Consider the following 16,331-nt stretch of genomic DNA (forward strand, 5'->3'; position numbering starts at 1 on the left):
AAAAACTTAATTAAGTTAATAATTCACTTAATAATATAATGGAGGAAACAAAAATGAAATACGAAATGCCTGATATTAATTTAAAAGCGTTATTCTTAGGAGATAAAGGAGAAAATGCAGATTTATTTAAAGAATTATTATTAAAAATGGTAGATGAGCATGTAGGTTGGAGACAAAATTATATGTCACAAGATTTACCTGTTATTACACCTCAAGATAGAAGTTCTCAAAGCTTCCAAGAAACTGCCGATCATATACGTAGTGTTTTCAATGTACTGTCTTCTAAATTGCGTACTCATTCTTTACCTTGGCATGCTGCAGGTCGATTCTGGGGACATATGAATTCTGAAACATTAATGCCTTCTATCATTGCGTATACAGCTGCGATGTTATGGAATGGGAATAATGTAGCATATGAGTCATCACCAGGTACTTCTCAAATGGAAGAAGAAGTTGGACATGAATTTGCAGCACTTATGAGCTATAAAAAAGGTGAAAGTTGGGGACATATTTGTGCGGATGGCTCTATTGCAAATTTAGAAGGATTATGGTACGCACGTAATATGAAATCTTTACCACTTGCTATCAAAGAAGTGGCTCCTGAATTCGTTGAAGGTAAATCTGAATGGGAATTACTTAATATGTCTACAGCAGATATCCTAGATATTTTAGACCAAATCCCTGAAAAAATCGATGAAATTAAAAATCATTCCGCGCGTAGTGGTAAAAATTTACAAAAGTTAGGTAAATGGTTAATCCCACAAACAAAACATTACTCTTGGTTAAAATCTGCTGATATTATTGGTGTTGGTCTTGAATGTGTAGAAGAAGTAGATGTTGATGATCAATATCGAATGGATATTAACAAGTTAGAAGAAAAAATTCGTGAACTTGCAGCACAAGAAATTCCTGTTCTAGGTGTTGTTGGGGTTATCGGTACAACAGAAGAGGGACAAATCGATCGAATTGATAAAATCGTAGAACTTCGCGAGAAATTAGCAGAAGAAGGTATCTACTTCTACATTCATGTGGATGCTGCATATGGTGGTTATGCTCGTTCTATTTTCTTAGATGAAAATAATGAATTTATTGAATGGGATCAAATTGAAGAAGTGCATGCAAAACATAATATTTTCACGGAAAAATGTGAATGGTTAACGAAAGAAGTGTATCATTCATTTAAAGCAATGAACCAAGCAGAAACGATTACAATTGACCCTCATAAAATGGGGTATATTCCTTATTCAGCAGGCGGTATTGTAATTAAAGATATTAGAATGCGTGATGTTATTTCGTACTTTGCAACGTATGTATTTGAAAAAGGTGCAGATATTCCAGCATTATTAGGTGCATATATGTTAGAAGGTTCTAAAGCGGGAGCAACTGCAGCAGCAGTTTGGACAGCCCATAAAGTGTTACCGCTAAATGTAACAGGGTATGGTAAATTGATTGGTGCTAGTATTGAAGGAGCTTATCGTTTCTATGATTTCTTATCTGAAAAAGAATTTAAAATCGGCGATAAAACAATACGTGTGTATCCATTAACAAAACCTGATTTCAATATGGTGGATTATGTGTTTAACGAAGAAGGGAATACAGACTTAGAAAAAATGAACAAGTTAAATCATGATTTCTTTGATCACGCTTCTTACGTTAAAGGTGGATTATATAATAATGAATTTATTACATCTCACACAGACTTTGCTACTCCTGACTATGGTAACAGCCCACTTCCATTTGTGAAGAGTTTAGGATTTAGTGAAGGAGAATGGGATCGTGAAGGTAAAGTAACAGTATTACGTGCTTGTGCGTTATCTCCATATGCTCATGATAAAGATGTATTTGAAGAATATGCTTTGAAGATGGAAAAAGCAATTCAAGAGAAAATTGAAAAAATCTACAATGTAGTGGAATAAATTTAGTAGAAAAGTATTTTAATAGAATGAATGCATAACTATAAGAAATTGTTATGCATTCATCTTTATATAATAACTTATGTGCATTAAGATTCGTGGAAAGTAGATGTTCCTTTTAAAAGCTGATCGAAAAAAAGAAGTTTGTTGAAGGATGAGTGGGGAAGGAAAACCACGGTACGAAAAGCTTCACTTTAGAAGAATATTGAGGAGTGAAAATATGATGTTGAAAAAAGTATTAACGATTGCGGGTTCTGATTCAAGTGGTGGTGCAGGATTACAGGCTGATCTCAAAACATTTGAAGAGTATGGAACTTTTGGATTAAGTGCCATTACTACAATTGTTACAATGGATCCTAATCATAACTGGCATCATCATGTTCATCCAATTGATAAAGAGCTTGTACAAAAGCAATTAAACACAATTTTTTCTGGTGGAAAATTAGATGCAATGAAAACAGGAATGCTTGGATCTATAGATATTATTAGGCTTGTTAGTGAGGTAATTGAAACATATAAAATGCAAAATGTTGTTATTGATCCAGTCATGGTTTGTAAAGGAGGAAATGAACCTCTTCATCCTGAGAACGGAAAAGCAATTCGTGATTTTCTTTTACCAAAGGCAACAATTGTAACACCAAACTTATTCGAAGCAGGTCAGTTATCTGGAGTGCAAGAGATTAAAACAGTAAATGATATGAAGGAAGCTGCAAAACGAATTAACGATGTAGGAGCTGAAAACGTTGTGATTAAGGGTGGTAAAGCTCTAAAGAACCATAGTGCAATTGATTTGCTTTATGATGGTGTAGAGTTTGTTACTTTTGAAGCCGAACAAATTCAAACGAATTGTAATCATGGTGCAGGTTGTACTTTTGCAGCAGCTATTACAGCTGGACTTGCTAGAGGACTTTCAGTACAAGCTACTGTGGAAAAGGCAAAAGTTTTTACAACAGAAGGAATTAAATCTGGTTTTGCTTTTAATGACTTTGTTGGTCCAGTATGGCACGGTGCCTATTATAAAGCTGATCTACGTTAACAGATTAATATTATGGGTGAATAGAGTGGGCATAAACAGTTATAATTATATTTTTATTAATATATAATACTTATCGGATGTATTGTTTTTGCCCTTATATTATTATATCTGGATTTAATTACTATTGCCTTTAATTCAATATGAAGCTTAGGTATTAAATGTAAAATGATTCGCAAAATATGAGGGGAAATGGAAAGGGTCCAGTGACCATTTAACTGATAAGGAGTTTATTGAAATGAAAAGAGATGTAACTATTAAAGAAAGTACTTTTCTTTTAGTCGTTTTATTAGCAATTATAGGAACTTGTATTATTGGCTTCAGTTTACCTCCCCAAGTACCAATTCTAATTGCAATAGGTATTGTTATTTTATTTGCTCGAGTGAAAGGTTTTTCTTGGGATAAAATCCATCAAGGAATCCAAAATGGAATTTTACCAGGCCTAATACCAATCATTATATTTATGCTAATTGGAATATTGGTTAGCGTTTGGATCGCAGCAGGAACAATTCCTACTATTATGATTTATGGCTTCAAAATCTTGTCACCAAAATTCTTTTTACCTTCCGTTTTTACTGTTTGTGCCCTTGTTGGAATAATGGTGGGAAGCTCTTTCACAACTATTTCAACTGTTGGTATTGCATTTTTAGGAATGGGACAAATGATGGGACTAAATTCAGCGATAGTTGCAGGGGCTATTATATCAGGTGCATTTTTAGGTAATAATATTTCACCGTTATCTGATACAACAAATTTAGCAGCAGCCATTGCAGAAGTGGATTTATTTGAACACATTCGTAGTATGATGCGAACAATTATTCCAGCATTTTTTATAACCCTAATCTTTTATATATTTTTAGGGAATGGCACTTCAGTATCAGGGGGAGATAAAATTGAAGAACTCATCCAAACACTTCATTCATATTTTTCAATCTCAGTATTTACATTAATTCCGGTATTTGTATTATTTTTGTGTGCTAGAAAAAAAGTACCTGCTATCCCTACATTATTACTTAGTATCACTATTTCAGTATTTATACGTTATATGTATCACCCAAGTACTAATTTTAAGCAAATCACTAGTTTTATGCAAGATGGATTTGTTTCTCAAACAGGTGTAAAGGATGTAGATTTACTACTGACTCGCGGCGGAATGCAAAGTATGATGTGGTCAGTTTCGCTTATTCTTCTCGCCCTTGCACTAGGTGGATTGTTAGTAGAATTGAAAGTTATTGAAAAACTAATTTCTAAAATATCCAATATGGTTAGTAAGAAAGGAAATCTAATGCTAATGACTGCTTTAAGTTCGATCGGAGTGAATATTCTACTAGGAGAACAGTATTTATCAGTCATTTTACCAGGTGAAGCATTTAAATCACAATTTGATAAAATTCATGTGCATTCAAAAAACCTTTCAGGAATTTTAGCGAATGCTGGGGCGGCAGTTAATCCATTGATTCCTTGGGGGGTAAGTGGTGTATTTATTACTGGTACACTTGGTGTGTCTACTTTGGAGTACCTTCCATTCACTGTATTTTGTTTTATAGCTCCTGTTATTCATATTATTTTGAGCTTTATTGGGAACTCGAAAATTCAATCAAAAGAGATAAAAAAAGTTGGTTAAATCTTACTGAATTTTGTATCTTATAATAACTATTGTTTAATATTATCCCCTTTAAGTAGTAATTCAAAAGAACTCCATGGCAAGTTGGAGCGAAGGATTATGATTAGAGGGGGTTTTCTTATATTAAGAGGAGAAATATTTCAACTATCATAATGATTGTATTTTTAGGGAAAAGAAGACTCTTTGTTAGTGCATTATTTTCAATACTATGTTTCTGAAAATACGTAATTCAGACACAAAATCGTCATGAATATTTAATTTAGAGGTGTAGTTCATAAATAAATAATAATGATATAATATTTTATACCCTTTAAAGCATTAAAAAGCGAAGTATATAATCCGCATCTGGAAAATGAACTGTGCTAATTTTGTAAGCAGCAATGTATTAAAGTAAGCATATTTGATATAGAAAAAGGTATATTAAATAAAAGCAAGTCCCTTGGGGTGTAGTGGCTGCCCGAATGAAAGTGGAGGTAAGTATATGCTAATAGATAAATTACGTGGGAAAGACTTAGATGAATTTTTCGAAGCAATTTTAGCATTGGAAACTAGCGAAGAGTGTTATAGATTTTTTGATGATTTATGCACAATGAATGAAATGAAGACTATATTCCAAAGGTTTAAAGTAGCTAAAATGCTATATAAAGATAACACTTACCATGAAATTGAAGAGGAGACAGGTACTAGCACAGCAACAATTTCTCGTGTGAAACGATCTTTAAATTATGGAAACGATATGTACGATGTTATTTTTACCCGTATGAAAGATAAATGATTTTTTAAAAATCGATATTTAACTAGGTGAAGTATTCGTAGGAGTATGCAGTGAAACCACGATTAAGTTTCAACTTAACAATTTTATAACACCCTAAAAGGGGTTACCATACATGCCCATCAACTTTAAAACTTATACGGTTCTGTTGCAAAGTTTTTTTACAGATAGAAAGTTAGGATGAGGTTTAGCTGAATTCTATGAAATTGTAAGTAATTGCTGTAATTCATTGTACGTTGAAAAAACGAAGTTTGGCTGCAAACTTCGTTTTCGTTTATATATAGCGTGAATCGTTTCGATTCCTTTCAAAGTGCGCGAAGCATGGTGAAGACTTTGAAATCCTGCACATTTGGCAAAGCGAAGTTTACATGTCTGTGGTCTTGTTCTATGAGGTTATTCAAATTATTGAATGTATAATGAGTTGTATGTTTATAAAAGTCTTGTTCCTTTTATTTTTTGAGTGTACAAAGTAATGCCGGTGCTTTATCTGTTATTAGAACCGCTGGTTCTCCAAACGTTTTCACTAACCTTTTCATAAAGGAATATGCAGCCTGATGGTCTCGTTTTTTAAGAAGTTGAATATCCAATGTGTACCCTTCTTTATCAATTGCACGATACAGATAACACCATTCTCCTTTGACTTTTATATACGTCTCATCCAATTTCCAAGATAGTTGCACTTTTTTATTTTTCTTCTTCTTCCAAATTTAATAGATCAGATGCCTATATTCATAAACCTAGCGCATAATAGTTGTTGGATGAACTGAAACACCACATTCTTTCAAAATTTCAGAGATATCACGATAACTTAAAGAAAAACGACAATAGTAGCCAACGGCTACCAAAATAATATCTCTTTTGAATTGTTTTCCTTTAAAATATCTCATTTATGATTCCCCCCTCACTCTATTTTGCAAAAGCTTAGCTTTAAAAACTTTGCAACAGAACCATACATTAAATGTTTGGACTTATAACATAAAATATGATTTCACTAGGGATTTACTATTATCCGAGTTCTTCTCCATATATTTATACTAGGGGTTTATCCACATTGCTATCAAGCTAATGTAACAAAATCCCCCCTAAAATGAAAAAATACGCTATTCTTTCTGTAGAATTATAGGAAAGGATGGCGTTTTTGTATGTCTATTTCTGTATCCGATGAATTACAACTATTTGCTCAAGAGATTCAAAGCTGTTTATCTCCAAATATCTTACGAGATCTTGCTAGAGATGTTGGTTTTGTACAACGAACTAGTAAGTATCAAGCGAAAAATTTAGTCGCTTTATCTGTATGGATGAGTCAAAATGTCGCTGCGGCTTCTTTAACTCAGTTATCTAGCTGTTTAGAAGTATCAACAGAAGTACTCATCAGTCTTGAGGGACTGAATCAACGATTTAATAAAGCAGCTGTCCAATCCTTACAACACATACTAGCTGAACTACTAAACCAAAAATTGGCCTCATCTATGCTCATTTCTTCTCCGTATACTTCTGTTTTCAAGCGTATCCGTATTTTAGATTCAACTGCATTTCAAATCCAACTGATTAAAAAACGTATATGAAATTGTGAATCCTTTTGTAAATGTTGTAATATAAACGAAAATAGAATAACATTTACAGCATGTAACTTATACAATAAAAAAAAGAGCAACGTGCTACCAACATGTGCTCTCCTTTAGATAGCTGCTACCATTAAGTCGGTAGCCACTAAAAAATAACACCTACAAATACTGTAGGTGTTATTTTTAATCATTTAGGCTTGTAAAATGTTTCGTATTTCTTCTATACGTAAACTTGTAAACTTTGCAATATCTTCGATTGGCATTCCATTTTTATGCATTCCACGAATTAATTGAATTTTTCCTTCTTCAATCCCCTCTTGACGCCCTTCTTTCTTTCCTTCATTACGAGCATGAGCAAATTTTGCGGCTTCATCCATCAACGCTTTCTCCCTTGCTTCATACGCTTGTCGGAAAGAAGAATCTTGACTCATACGTTCCCATTTATTCATTGCTTTTTGTAAAATAGGGTCTTGGTTCATCGCAATATCCTCCAATGTGTGGGTTAATTGTTCATCCTCATTCGCTGGAAGTAATAACAACCAACGAACAAACGAATCGTCCCAGGATTTATTTGTTCATTTCGCCACTGTTGCATGAGTTTTGGAATCTCCACAATATGAACTTCAATATCATCACTCAATATTTTTTGTTGTTGTTGATTCCATAAGATTCCTGTTGTATGGAATGCTTCATATTCTGGAAACATAACGAAATTCAACAAATTAATCGTAATTGTTTTATGAAGAGAACTATAGGGCATTCCTTTTTGAAGTTGGGATGTGTATAGCCTTCCCCAGTAATATAAGCTTCTCTTAATCATGTCATGATTATTATTTAGGTCGGGTAAGTCGGAGTCCTCGCGGACTCTTTCTCCCCTCAGAACCGGACTTGTCCGTTTCCAAACATCCGGCTCAAGCCTTCTTTTTATCCCAAACAGCTAGTCGTTCTTCATCCATCATACGCCATTCTATTACCTGGATTCTTTCTCGAGGCGTTAATGAAATATGTTTGTTCACTTTCTTGTAAATATATGCTCTCTCTCGAAAGATAGGATGCTTTTGATGGAGTTGAATGTGACAAGATGTATGTAGAAGTTGAAGATTACCATATTCATTTGTTCCTCCGTACACTTTAGGAACTTTATGATGTATTTCTAGTGCTTCTCCGTTTTGTAGAGCCTCTTCACACATTGGACAGATATATTTCTGTTTCTTTGCAATCTTGATTCGAGTTAGCGTATTATTGTTCTCAAAATCTTTTTTATTTCGTTTGGCAAAATAATCAGAGAGTTCAGGATTATCCGGGCTGTTTTTGTATCTTATCCCAATATGCCTTACAATGGGGGTCCAAACCATTTTATAGATTTGATACTGTGTCTTTGGACAGGTAAGAACCCATTTATCATGTCCTCCATGCTTAGGTTTTCGAAAATATTGTTTTACAATCCATTTCCAACTTTTCTTTGGATGCAAATGTTTTACATGTCGTACAACATTTCCCCATATAAAGTAATCAATCGATGAAAACACCTTTTTCGATACTACATGTCTCCAGTAATACACATACCCCCGGATTATTGAATTTAGGTTTGTTAATAGCGTATAAACAGGTTTCCCTTTCAAGTTTTGGAAAGTTGTTTTAATTTTCTTCTTAGCTTTTTGAATGCTTGTTTTTGACGGTTTTATTAACAATTTATTCTTGTCTTGCACATATTGTTTAATATGAAAACCTAGAAAATCAAAACCCTCAGTAATGTGAGTAACATGGGTTTTATCTGTTGCTAATGTAATTCCGCGTTTCTCGAGATATGGTACTAACTCTCGATACAAGGATTCGGCTTCTTTTTTGGTTTGACAAGCGATGATAAAATCATCTGCGTAGCGAACCATTGCCTTTGTACATTTGACATGAATATTATAGATAGTACCTTGTCTTTTTGTGTTACTCTTACTGTATCTAATACCGAGTTCTTTCTCCATACCATGTAAGGCGATATTAGCCAAGAGAGGTGAAATCACTCCTCCTTGAGGAGAACCTGCTGTTGTAGGGTGAAACACTTGATTATCTACATACCCAGATGCTAACCATCTTCTAACAATTTCTTTTGCTGGGAAGTTTTGAATTTTCTCTAAGATGTGTTCATGATTGAGATTATCGAAACACCCTGCAAAATCCCCTTCAAATACCCAAACTTTTTTGCTTTTGGAGTTTAGTTTATTAAAGATATTCGCTATGGCATCATGCGCACTACGCTTTGGACGGAATCCGTACGAAATGGGTTCAAATTCTGCCTCCCACTCCGGCTCCAGGGCGTTTCTGACGATATTCTGCCAAATTCTATCCTTAACTGTCGGAATGCCCAACGGGCGTAATTTTCCATTTTTCTTCGGAATGTGTATGCGCTTTACTGCTCTCGGGCGATGTAATTTGATATTTTGGGAACTCATTTGATGAAACAATGCTACCCTAGACCTAGGTGATAATATACGTTCTCCATCAATACCCGCTGTGCGCTTCCCACGGTTTATTTGTGTAACTCTTTTGATTGATAACAATAGATTCGCTTTGCTCCGAAGCATAAGACGTTGTAATTTTCTTACTCTTCTACTTTGGTTTTGTTGTTTGGCACGAAAAATTCGTTGTCGTAACTTCCTTACATACCTTTCGATTTCTTTCCATTGAATTGTAAACCAATCTGTAAGTGAAGGAATAGCCGACGCCTTGTGAGCTGTATCCATAACTAGATTCCTTCCTTTCGGCAGAAGTTTTTTTTCGCTTTTTTTCGTGTTGAAGACCTGTTGGAAGTCTGCACCCTTTCGGGTTGCATCATTAGTTTTTTTCCCCTGGATGCTATTCGCACAGTTATGAGTTCCTGTTGTCTTTCGACCTTGCGACTTTCGCTTTTTCCAACATCCCATACCCTCTATAACGTCATTTTGCCTTACGACATCCTTACTGTACAACGTACAGATTATATAGGGCTTACCAAGTTCCACTTCTAATAGATACGATGAGGGAAGGTACCTTCTTCTACTCCGACGGATATGTAGGTTGTCTCTCAGTAGCATACAAAGTCCACTTTTCTAATCCGCAGTTCCAATGTATCAACGTCTTTCATTAGATTTGTAGTAACGAAGCTTAAGAAGATTCACTGTCGTTTACCTTTCTCATCTTTCCCTAGCACGGATTGAATGTACGTTCATCGCTTCCTTATGCATTCCCTCATGCAACCAACCCTGCCATTACTGGCAACGCTGTTTTGGGTGGAAATATTCTTGACAACTAGAATAGCGTATCCTTATGGATACGCACTATTATGAAGCGACTTCTTGTCGCGCCTGGATTTCTACATTTACCTTTGTTCCCGTATCTAATGTTGCGGAAATATCTAAAATCGATAATTTATCTTCTTCATGTTCTCGGTGCAAGTGTGGGTCTTCTAATTGTAAGGAAACAATAGGGGATTCTAAAGAATCTTGTAACAGAGCATTTAAAAAAGCAATCAGAATATCTTCATTTCCACTTGTGCCAAATAATTGTTTAAAAGCAAAATCAATGCGTAAATTTACTAATTGTTGGTTGGACATGGGTTTTCCTCTCCCCATCTCATATGATGTTTTTCTTTCATTGTACATAAAAGAGTGATCCATATGCAAACAAGCTCTTATATCCGTAGACATAAGAGCTTGTTTGCTACCATACATAATTAACAGATTAGTTGGCTTTCATAGAAATTGAAAGATTGCCTACAATAAGGAAAACTCACGTTTAGTATACAAAATACAAATAAAAATGCAATACATAAATTGATGCAATATAGTCCAATACATTTAAAATTCTATCCAAACACGTACTGATCCGCTCCAAATTTTAAAATCTATATCAACATTACATATTTAAAAGATGCATTCCTTTCATTCTTACTCTATACTAAAAATGATCAATTAATATGTGCCTGCATTATGTGGAGTTACTATGAAAAAAGTTCCCTTTTTAGGGAACTTTTTTATTATCTTATTTAATCTTATATGGGTGTTTTTGCCCATCCCCCGAAAAAGGGTAATAAGACAAAATACACCAAATTATATTTTGTCTTATTCTTTTAGAGGTACCGCCGCCAACCGAATGACATAAAACCTAAGCTAAATAAAAAAACAATTTCCTAGTGACAGGAATTTGTTTTTTTATTTAGCTTTTAAATCGTAGTTGGTAATATTCTGTTATATAATTAGTAAAAAATAAGATGAAATGGCTAAAATAACTGTAATAACTAAGAGTGATAACCATACAATTAATGTGGTATGTGCTTGGAATGTTTGTGAATTAATGTTTTGACGTTTAATTAGATATTGTAAGGTTGCAATAACAATAATACTTATTCCAGCAATAACTGATCCAATTCCTATTCCAATAGCAATCTTATTATTTAATGAGGAAAGCTCTTTTCGAACAGCTAAATGAAGATTAGCTACAAGAAATCCTAAACTAGCAATAGCAATTGCAGTACGTAACCAGGCTAGATAAGTTCTTTCATTAGCTAAATGTTGCTGAATATATTTTGAATCCATTGTTTCAAGGACTTTTGACTTCACTTTGTGTTGCTCCATTACATCGATTCACTCCATTAATCAGCAGTATAGTGTAGATGTGCATATCCTTTTTTACGTCTATACCACACAATAAGAATACTACAAAGTATGCACCCAATTGAGACTAATTGAGCTATTCTTATATGGGATGTTAACATGAGACTATCCGTACGTAAGCCTTCTACAAAAAATCTTCCTACAGAATACCATAATAAATAAGTGAGAAAAATTTCTCCTCGTTTCAAATCAACTTTTCTTAATACGAGTAATACAATCACACCTGTAATATTCCAGACAGACTCGTATAAAAAAGTTGGATGATAATATGTACCATTTATATTCATTTGATTGATAATAAAATCTGGTAAATGTAACGACTCTAAAAAGTTTTTAGATACAACTCCTCCATGAGCTTCTTGATTCATAAAGTTTCCCCAACGCCCAATTGCTTGCCCTAAAAGTAAGCTTGGGGCTAAAATATCAGCGATTTTCCAAAAAGAAAGATTCCGTTTTCTTGTAAACCATATAGTTGTTAATACAGCTCCTATAATACCGCCATGAATTGCAATTCCACCGTGCCAAATCGCAAAAATTTCAACTGGATTTTCCTTATAATAATTCCATTCAAAGATTACATAATATATTCGTGCGGAAATAATTGAAATAGGTAAAGCTAAAAAGATTAAGTCGTAAAATACATCTGAAGGTATCCCACGTTTTTTTCCTTCACGAGTTGCTAAGATAAACCCTAATATAGCTCCTATACCAATAATAACTCCATACCAATGTACAGTAATGGGTCCTAAGTGAATTGCAATAGGATCTAAGGGTTGGATTTGTTCTTTCATTGAAAAACGCCCCCTTTTATTTAAAAAGTATAACAATATATACATTTTAGATTATGTTTATTATAACATTGAACCTTATCAACATATAAATTTCCTTTTCTATCATTCGTATTAAATTGCAAATGATATCATGAGATTATTAATTACCATTACACCCATTAATATCAAGACATGACGTCAAGAAAACTAGCAATCTTAGTGTAACAAAAATATGTAACAAAATTATTTTGTAACAATATTTATTTTATAGCGTTTTTGATACAATAAAAATGAAAAAAGGAGGAATTTTATGAAATTTGGATATATGCGAGTGTCCACAGTTGATCAAAATTTAGATCGCCAAGATCAGCAATTAAAAGAGGCTGGTTGTGAACGAATCTTTTTTGAAAAAGTAACTGGGATTAAACGTGATCGTCCTGAGTTAAGTCGTATGCTAGAATTTCTACGCCAAGGAGATACAGTCGTAGTAACAGACTTGACTCGTCTTTCACGTTCTACAAAAGATTTAAAATTGAGATTGCCGAACTCATTTCTCAAAAAGGAGCGAACTTGAAAAGTCTAAAAGAGTCCTGGATGGATACAACAACAGCAAATAGGAAAATGCTTTTTACTGTTTTTGCGGGAATCGCTCAATTTGAGAGAGACTTAACCTCTGAACGAACAAAAGAAGGAATTCTGGCGGCAAAAAAACGGGGGAAATATCCTGGCAGGCCATCTATTGATAAAGAAAAATTAAGTTATGCATTTTATTTAATGGAACAAGGAGCAAATATCACAGAGGCTGCTGAAAAATCTGGTATATCTAGAATGACCATTTATCGAAATATGAACTAATACAAAATGACGTATACTTTGTGACTCAGTAAGTTTAATTATAAAATATTTTGTGTAAAAGGATGGATTCCAAGATAAATATGAACACTAAAAACAGACTAACAATTTTAACAATTGATGAAATTAATCGTCTTTATAGTAGACCTGTATTTACACCTAAAGAACGTGTGCAATACTTTTCGCTTTCACAAGTAGAAAAGGAATTATTATATACTTTACGTTCTATAAAGTCTAAAGTGCATTTTATTCTTCAACTTGGATATTTCAAATCAAAACATTTATTTTTTCAGTTTAAATTATCTGAGGTCCAAGAAGATATTCAATATATTTTAAAAATGAGTCATTTGGAGATTTTGGATCGATTGATAAAAAGACACGACCTACTCATAAAAAATTAATTCTTAAAATATCTAATTACCATATTTGTGACTCATATTATCGAGGTGTTTTACAAGAAAAAGCCCGTAAGGCTGCAACAGTAAGTGGAAAACCTATTTTTATTTTTCGTGAATTACTCAATTATTTAATAGAAGAACACATTGTTATTCCTGCGTATAGTTTTATGCAAGATATTGTAGGAACTGCTATTACATCTGAAGAACAACGACTCATCACAATTATACAAAATCATCTATCTGAAACAGATAACAGCATTTAAAAGAATTATTATATAATTCTTCTGGATTATATGAAATTACTAAAACAAAACATCAACCAAAAGATTTTAGTATAAATGAAATGAAGCGCGAAATTGAATGTGGGAAAGAAATTCATTCTCTTTTTCAACTGGCCAATACAATTTTGCCTCAACTAAAAATTTCTAACGAAAGTATTAAATACTACGCTTCTTTAGTAGAATATTATTCTGTGTATAAATTAAAACGGTTTGATGAATCACTTGTTTATATTTATTTACTGTACTTTACTTTTCATCGTTATCAAAGAATGAATGATAATTTGATTAATGGTTTTATTTATAAGGTAAGAAAATACAAAGATGATATTCTGTCCTTTGCGAAAGACCAGATATATACCTATTACACAGAAAACCAGGGGGATTTCAAGAAAGTAGGGAAGGTTTTACAAGTTATAATAGATGAAAATATTTCAGATAATACAGTATTTAAAGACATTCAAAAACGTGTATTTTCTATCCTAGACCGTCAAAAATTAACTGAACTAGCAAATCAAATCCTGGATAATTCGAAGATAGATGAAAAAGCGTTCCGTTGGGAACGTATTGATGCATTAGCTTTACAATTCAAACGACAAATTCGTCCTATTTTTATGATGGTTGATTTTGTTACAATAGATATGGATGACACACTTATGGATGCAATAAATTTTTAAAAAGAAGTTTTTACGAAACGAAAAACCTTAACCAAATATGATATCGAAGATATCCCGCAAGCCTTTATAACAAATAGCAACCAACGTTATCTTTACACTAAAGATGATTCTCATCCAAAACGTTTACTAATAGATCGATATGAATTTTTAATTTATTATTCCTTATGGCATCGTTTGCAATCACGAGATATATTTTGTAGGGATAGTATACAGTATAGAAGTTTTAAAGATGATTTAATCGATGAAGGTAAGTGGGAACAAAAAGAGAGTATCATTCAAGATCTCCATTTAACTATCCTACAACAGCCTATTGAACAATATTTGAAAGAACTGGAAAATAAATTAGAAACTCGTATTACTTCAATCAATAAAAGGATTACTTCGGGGAAAAACAAACATGTTCAAGTAAAAAAACATAAAAATCATAATTCCTGGACACTTCCATATACTCGAGTTTCAGCTCCTATTAATCATGCATTTTTCGATGTATTGCCACAAATTGATATGAGAAGTATTCTGTACTTTGTAAATCAACAATGTAATTTTCTAGATAACTTTGAACATATCCTAGGACGCTATGCAAATCAATATGCAAATGATACTATTCTTATTCCATGTCTAATATCTTGGGGAACAAATATGGGATTGTATAGAATGGGGGAAGTTTCTGATACAGATTATTCAAAACTAGCAACTACATCATCTAATTTTATTCGATTAGAAACATTAAAAGAAGCGAATGACTGCATTAGTAATGCAACAAGTAAACTTCCTATTGTTCAATATTATAATATTGATGATTTCGTCCATTCGAGTAGTGACGGTCAAAAATTCGAAACGCAGATTCATACGCTACAGTCCCGTCATTCCTCTAAATATTTTGGAATGAATAAAGGAATTACTTCTTATACAATGGCGGCCAACCATATTCCGATTCAAGCAAGAATTATTGGTGCGAATGAGCATGAAAGCCATTATGTATTCGATATTTTATACAATAATACAACTGATATAAAGCCTAATATTCATTCTACAGATACACATGGAACAAATGAGGTTAATTTTTCTATTTTAGATTTATTTGGTTATCAGTTTGCACCAAGATATAAGGATATTCATGCAACAATATATCGAAATTTATATGGGTTTCAACATCCAAGCCAATATGAAGAATTACTTATCAAACCTTTACGGAAAATCAATAAAGAATTGATTATGAAGGAATGGGACAATATTAAACGGATTATATTGTCTCTGGCTTTAAAAACGACTACTCAAAATGTGATTGTTCGAAAGTTAAGTTCTTATGCCCGAAAAAATCAAACGAAACGTGCATTATGGGAGTACGATAATATCATCAAAAACCTATATTTTTTAGAATATATCGATTCATTACCATTACGTCAAAATGTTCAAAAGGCGCTAAACCGTGGGGAAAGTTATCATAAATTACGTCGGGCTGTATCTTTTGCAAACTTTGGAAAACTTCGTTTCAAGACTGAACAAGATCAGCAAGTCTGGAATGAATGTAGTAGATTGTTAACCAATTGTATTATTTACTACAATGCAAGTATCTTATCGAATTTATTAACGAAATCTCAGAATAAAGGTATCGAGATGAACATATTAAAGTATATTTCACCGGTTGCTTGGCAACATATCAATTTTTATGGTCGTTATGAATTTAGCAAATCCCCAACAGTAGTAAATTTAGAGACAATCTTTGAGGGTATCAATGAAGATGACATTTTAACCAGGTTAGTGACAGAGCATGTAATTGAAGAAGAATAAGACAAAATATAA

General features: G+C 33.2%; 7 protein-coding genes and 6 pseudogenes. 7 read left to right on the forward strand and 6 right to left on the reverse strand.

Features of this window, described 5'->3' with window-relative positions; genetic code table 11:
* Positions 1-53: 53 nt before the first annotated feature.
* From tdc to DN407_RS30430, 4 genes are all read left to right on the forward strand, one after another.
* A complete protein-coding gene (tdc, locus tag DN407_RS30415) occupies positions 54-1,916 on the forward strand; it encodes a tyrosine decarboxylase (RefSeq protein ID WP_149217136.1) in 1,863 nt (620 codons plus the stop codon).
* 217 nt (positions 1,917-2,133) lie between these two features.
* Complete coding sequence (gene thiD / locus DN407_RS30420) at positions 2,134-2,949, forward strand: bifunctional hydroxymethylpyrimidine kinase/phosphomethylpyrimidine kinase (protein WP_149217137.1); 816 nt, start codon at positions 2,134-2,136, stop codon at positions 2,947-2,949.
* Between the two features lie 235 nt (positions 2,950-3,184).
* Positions 3,185-4,570, forward strand: a complete 1,386-nt coding sequence (gene nhaC, locus DN407_RS30425) for a Na+/H+ antiporter NhaC (protein WP_149217138.1) — start codon at positions 3,185-3,187, stop codon at positions 4,568-4,570.
* A gap of 481 nt (positions 4,571-5,051) precedes the next feature.
* Positions 5,052-5,345 (forward strand): YerC/YecD family TrpR-related protein, encoded by a 294-nt coding sequence (locus DN407_RS30430; protein WP_149217139.1) that lies wholly within the window; start codon positions 5,052-5,054, stop codon positions 5,343-5,345.
* A 195-nt stretch (positions 5,346-5,540) separates the two neighbouring features.
* On the opposite strand, the pseudogene DN407_RS30435 reads toward DN407_RS30430, so the two are convergent.
* A pseudogene (locus tag DN407_RS30435) lies at positions 5,541-6,229 on the reverse strand (IS6 family transposase).
* 255 nt (positions 6,230-6,484) lie between these two features.
* Here DN407_RS30435 and DN407_RS30440 point away from each other — a divergent pair.
* Positions 6,485-6,883, forward strand: a pseudogene (locus DN407_RS30440) (IS4 family transposase); the annotation flags it as partial.
* Between the two features lie 215 nt (positions 6,884-7,098).
* Here DN407_RS30440 and DN407_RS30445 read toward each other — a convergent pair.
* From DN407_RS30445 to lgt, 5 genes and pseudogenes are all read right to left on the reverse strand, one after another.
* Positions 7,099-7,745: pseudogene (locus DN407_RS30445) on the reverse strand (Rpn family recombination-promoting nuclease/putative transposase); the annotation flags it as partial.
* A 73-nt stretch (positions 7,746-7,818) separates the two neighbouring features.
* Entirely contained in the window at positions 7,819-9,645 is a 1,827-nt protein-coding gene (gene ltrA, locus DN407_RS30450; RefSeq protein WP_086411375.1) for a group II intron reverse transcriptase/maturase, read from the reverse strand.
* Between the two features lie 600 nt (positions 9,646-10,245).
* Positions 10,246-10,494: pseudogene (locus DN407_RS30455) on the reverse strand (Rpn family recombination-promoting nuclease/putative transposase); the annotation flags it as partial.
* Positions 10,495-11,127: 633 nt separating this feature from the next.
* A complete protein-coding gene (locus DN407_RS30460) occupies positions 11,128-11,514 on the reverse strand; it encodes a YidH family protein (RefSeq protein WP_255446576.1) in 387 nt (128 codons plus the stop codon).
* A 17-nt stretch (positions 11,515-11,531) separates the two neighbouring features.
* Positions 11,532-12,344, reverse strand: coding sequence for a prolipoprotein diacylglyceryl transferase (gene lgt, locus DN407_RS30465; protein WP_149217140.1), 813 nt, complete (start codon positions 12,342-12,344; stop codon positions 11,532-11,534).
* A gap of 289 nt (positions 12,345-12,633) precedes the next feature.
* On the opposite strand from lgt, the pseudogene DN407_RS30470 reads away from it, so the two are divergent.
* Both DN407_RS30470 and DN407_RS30475 read left to right on the forward strand, forming a co-directional pair.
* A pseudogene (locus DN407_RS30470) lies at positions 12,634-13,178 on the forward strand (recombinase family protein).
* An 80-nt stretch (positions 13,179-13,258) separates the two neighbouring features.
* A pseudogene (locus tag DN407_RS30475) lies at positions 13,259-16,319 on the forward strand (Tn3 family transposase).
* The last annotated feature ends 12 nt before the right edge of the window (positions 16,320-16,331 follow it).

This window comes from Bacillus sp. JAS24-2 (genome assembly GCF_008274905.1).
Classification (GTDB): Bacteria; Bacillota; Bacilli; order Bacillales; family Bacillaceae_G; genus Bacillus_A; species Bacillus_A cereus.

Coding starts and splice junctions, on each gene's coding strand:
- tdc (WP_149217136.1), top strand. CDS start 54: ATGAAATACGAAATGCCTGATATTAATTTAAAAGCGTTATTCTTAGGA.
- thiD (WP_149217137.1), top strand. CDS start 2,134: ATGATGTTGAAAAAAGTATTAACGATTGCGGGTTCTGATTCAAGTGGT.
- nhaC (WP_149217138.1), top strand. CDS start 3,185: ATGAAAAGAGATGTAACTATTAAAGAAAGTACTTTTCTTTTAGTCGTT.
- DN407_RS30430 (WP_149217139.1), top strand. CDS start 5,052: ATGCTAATAGATAAATTACGTGGGAAAGACTTAGATGAATTTTTCGAA.
- ltrA (WP_086411375.1), bottom strand. CDS start 9,645: ATGGATACAGCTCACAAGGCGTCGGCTATTCCTTCACTTACAGATTGG.
- DN407_RS30460 (WP_255446576.1), bottom strand. CDS start 11,514: ATGGAGCAACACAAAGTGAAGTCAAAAGTCCTTGAAACAATGGATTCA.
- lgt (WP_149217140.1), bottom strand. CDS start 12,344: ATGAAAGAACAAATCCAACCCTTAGATCCTATTGCAATTCACTTAGGA.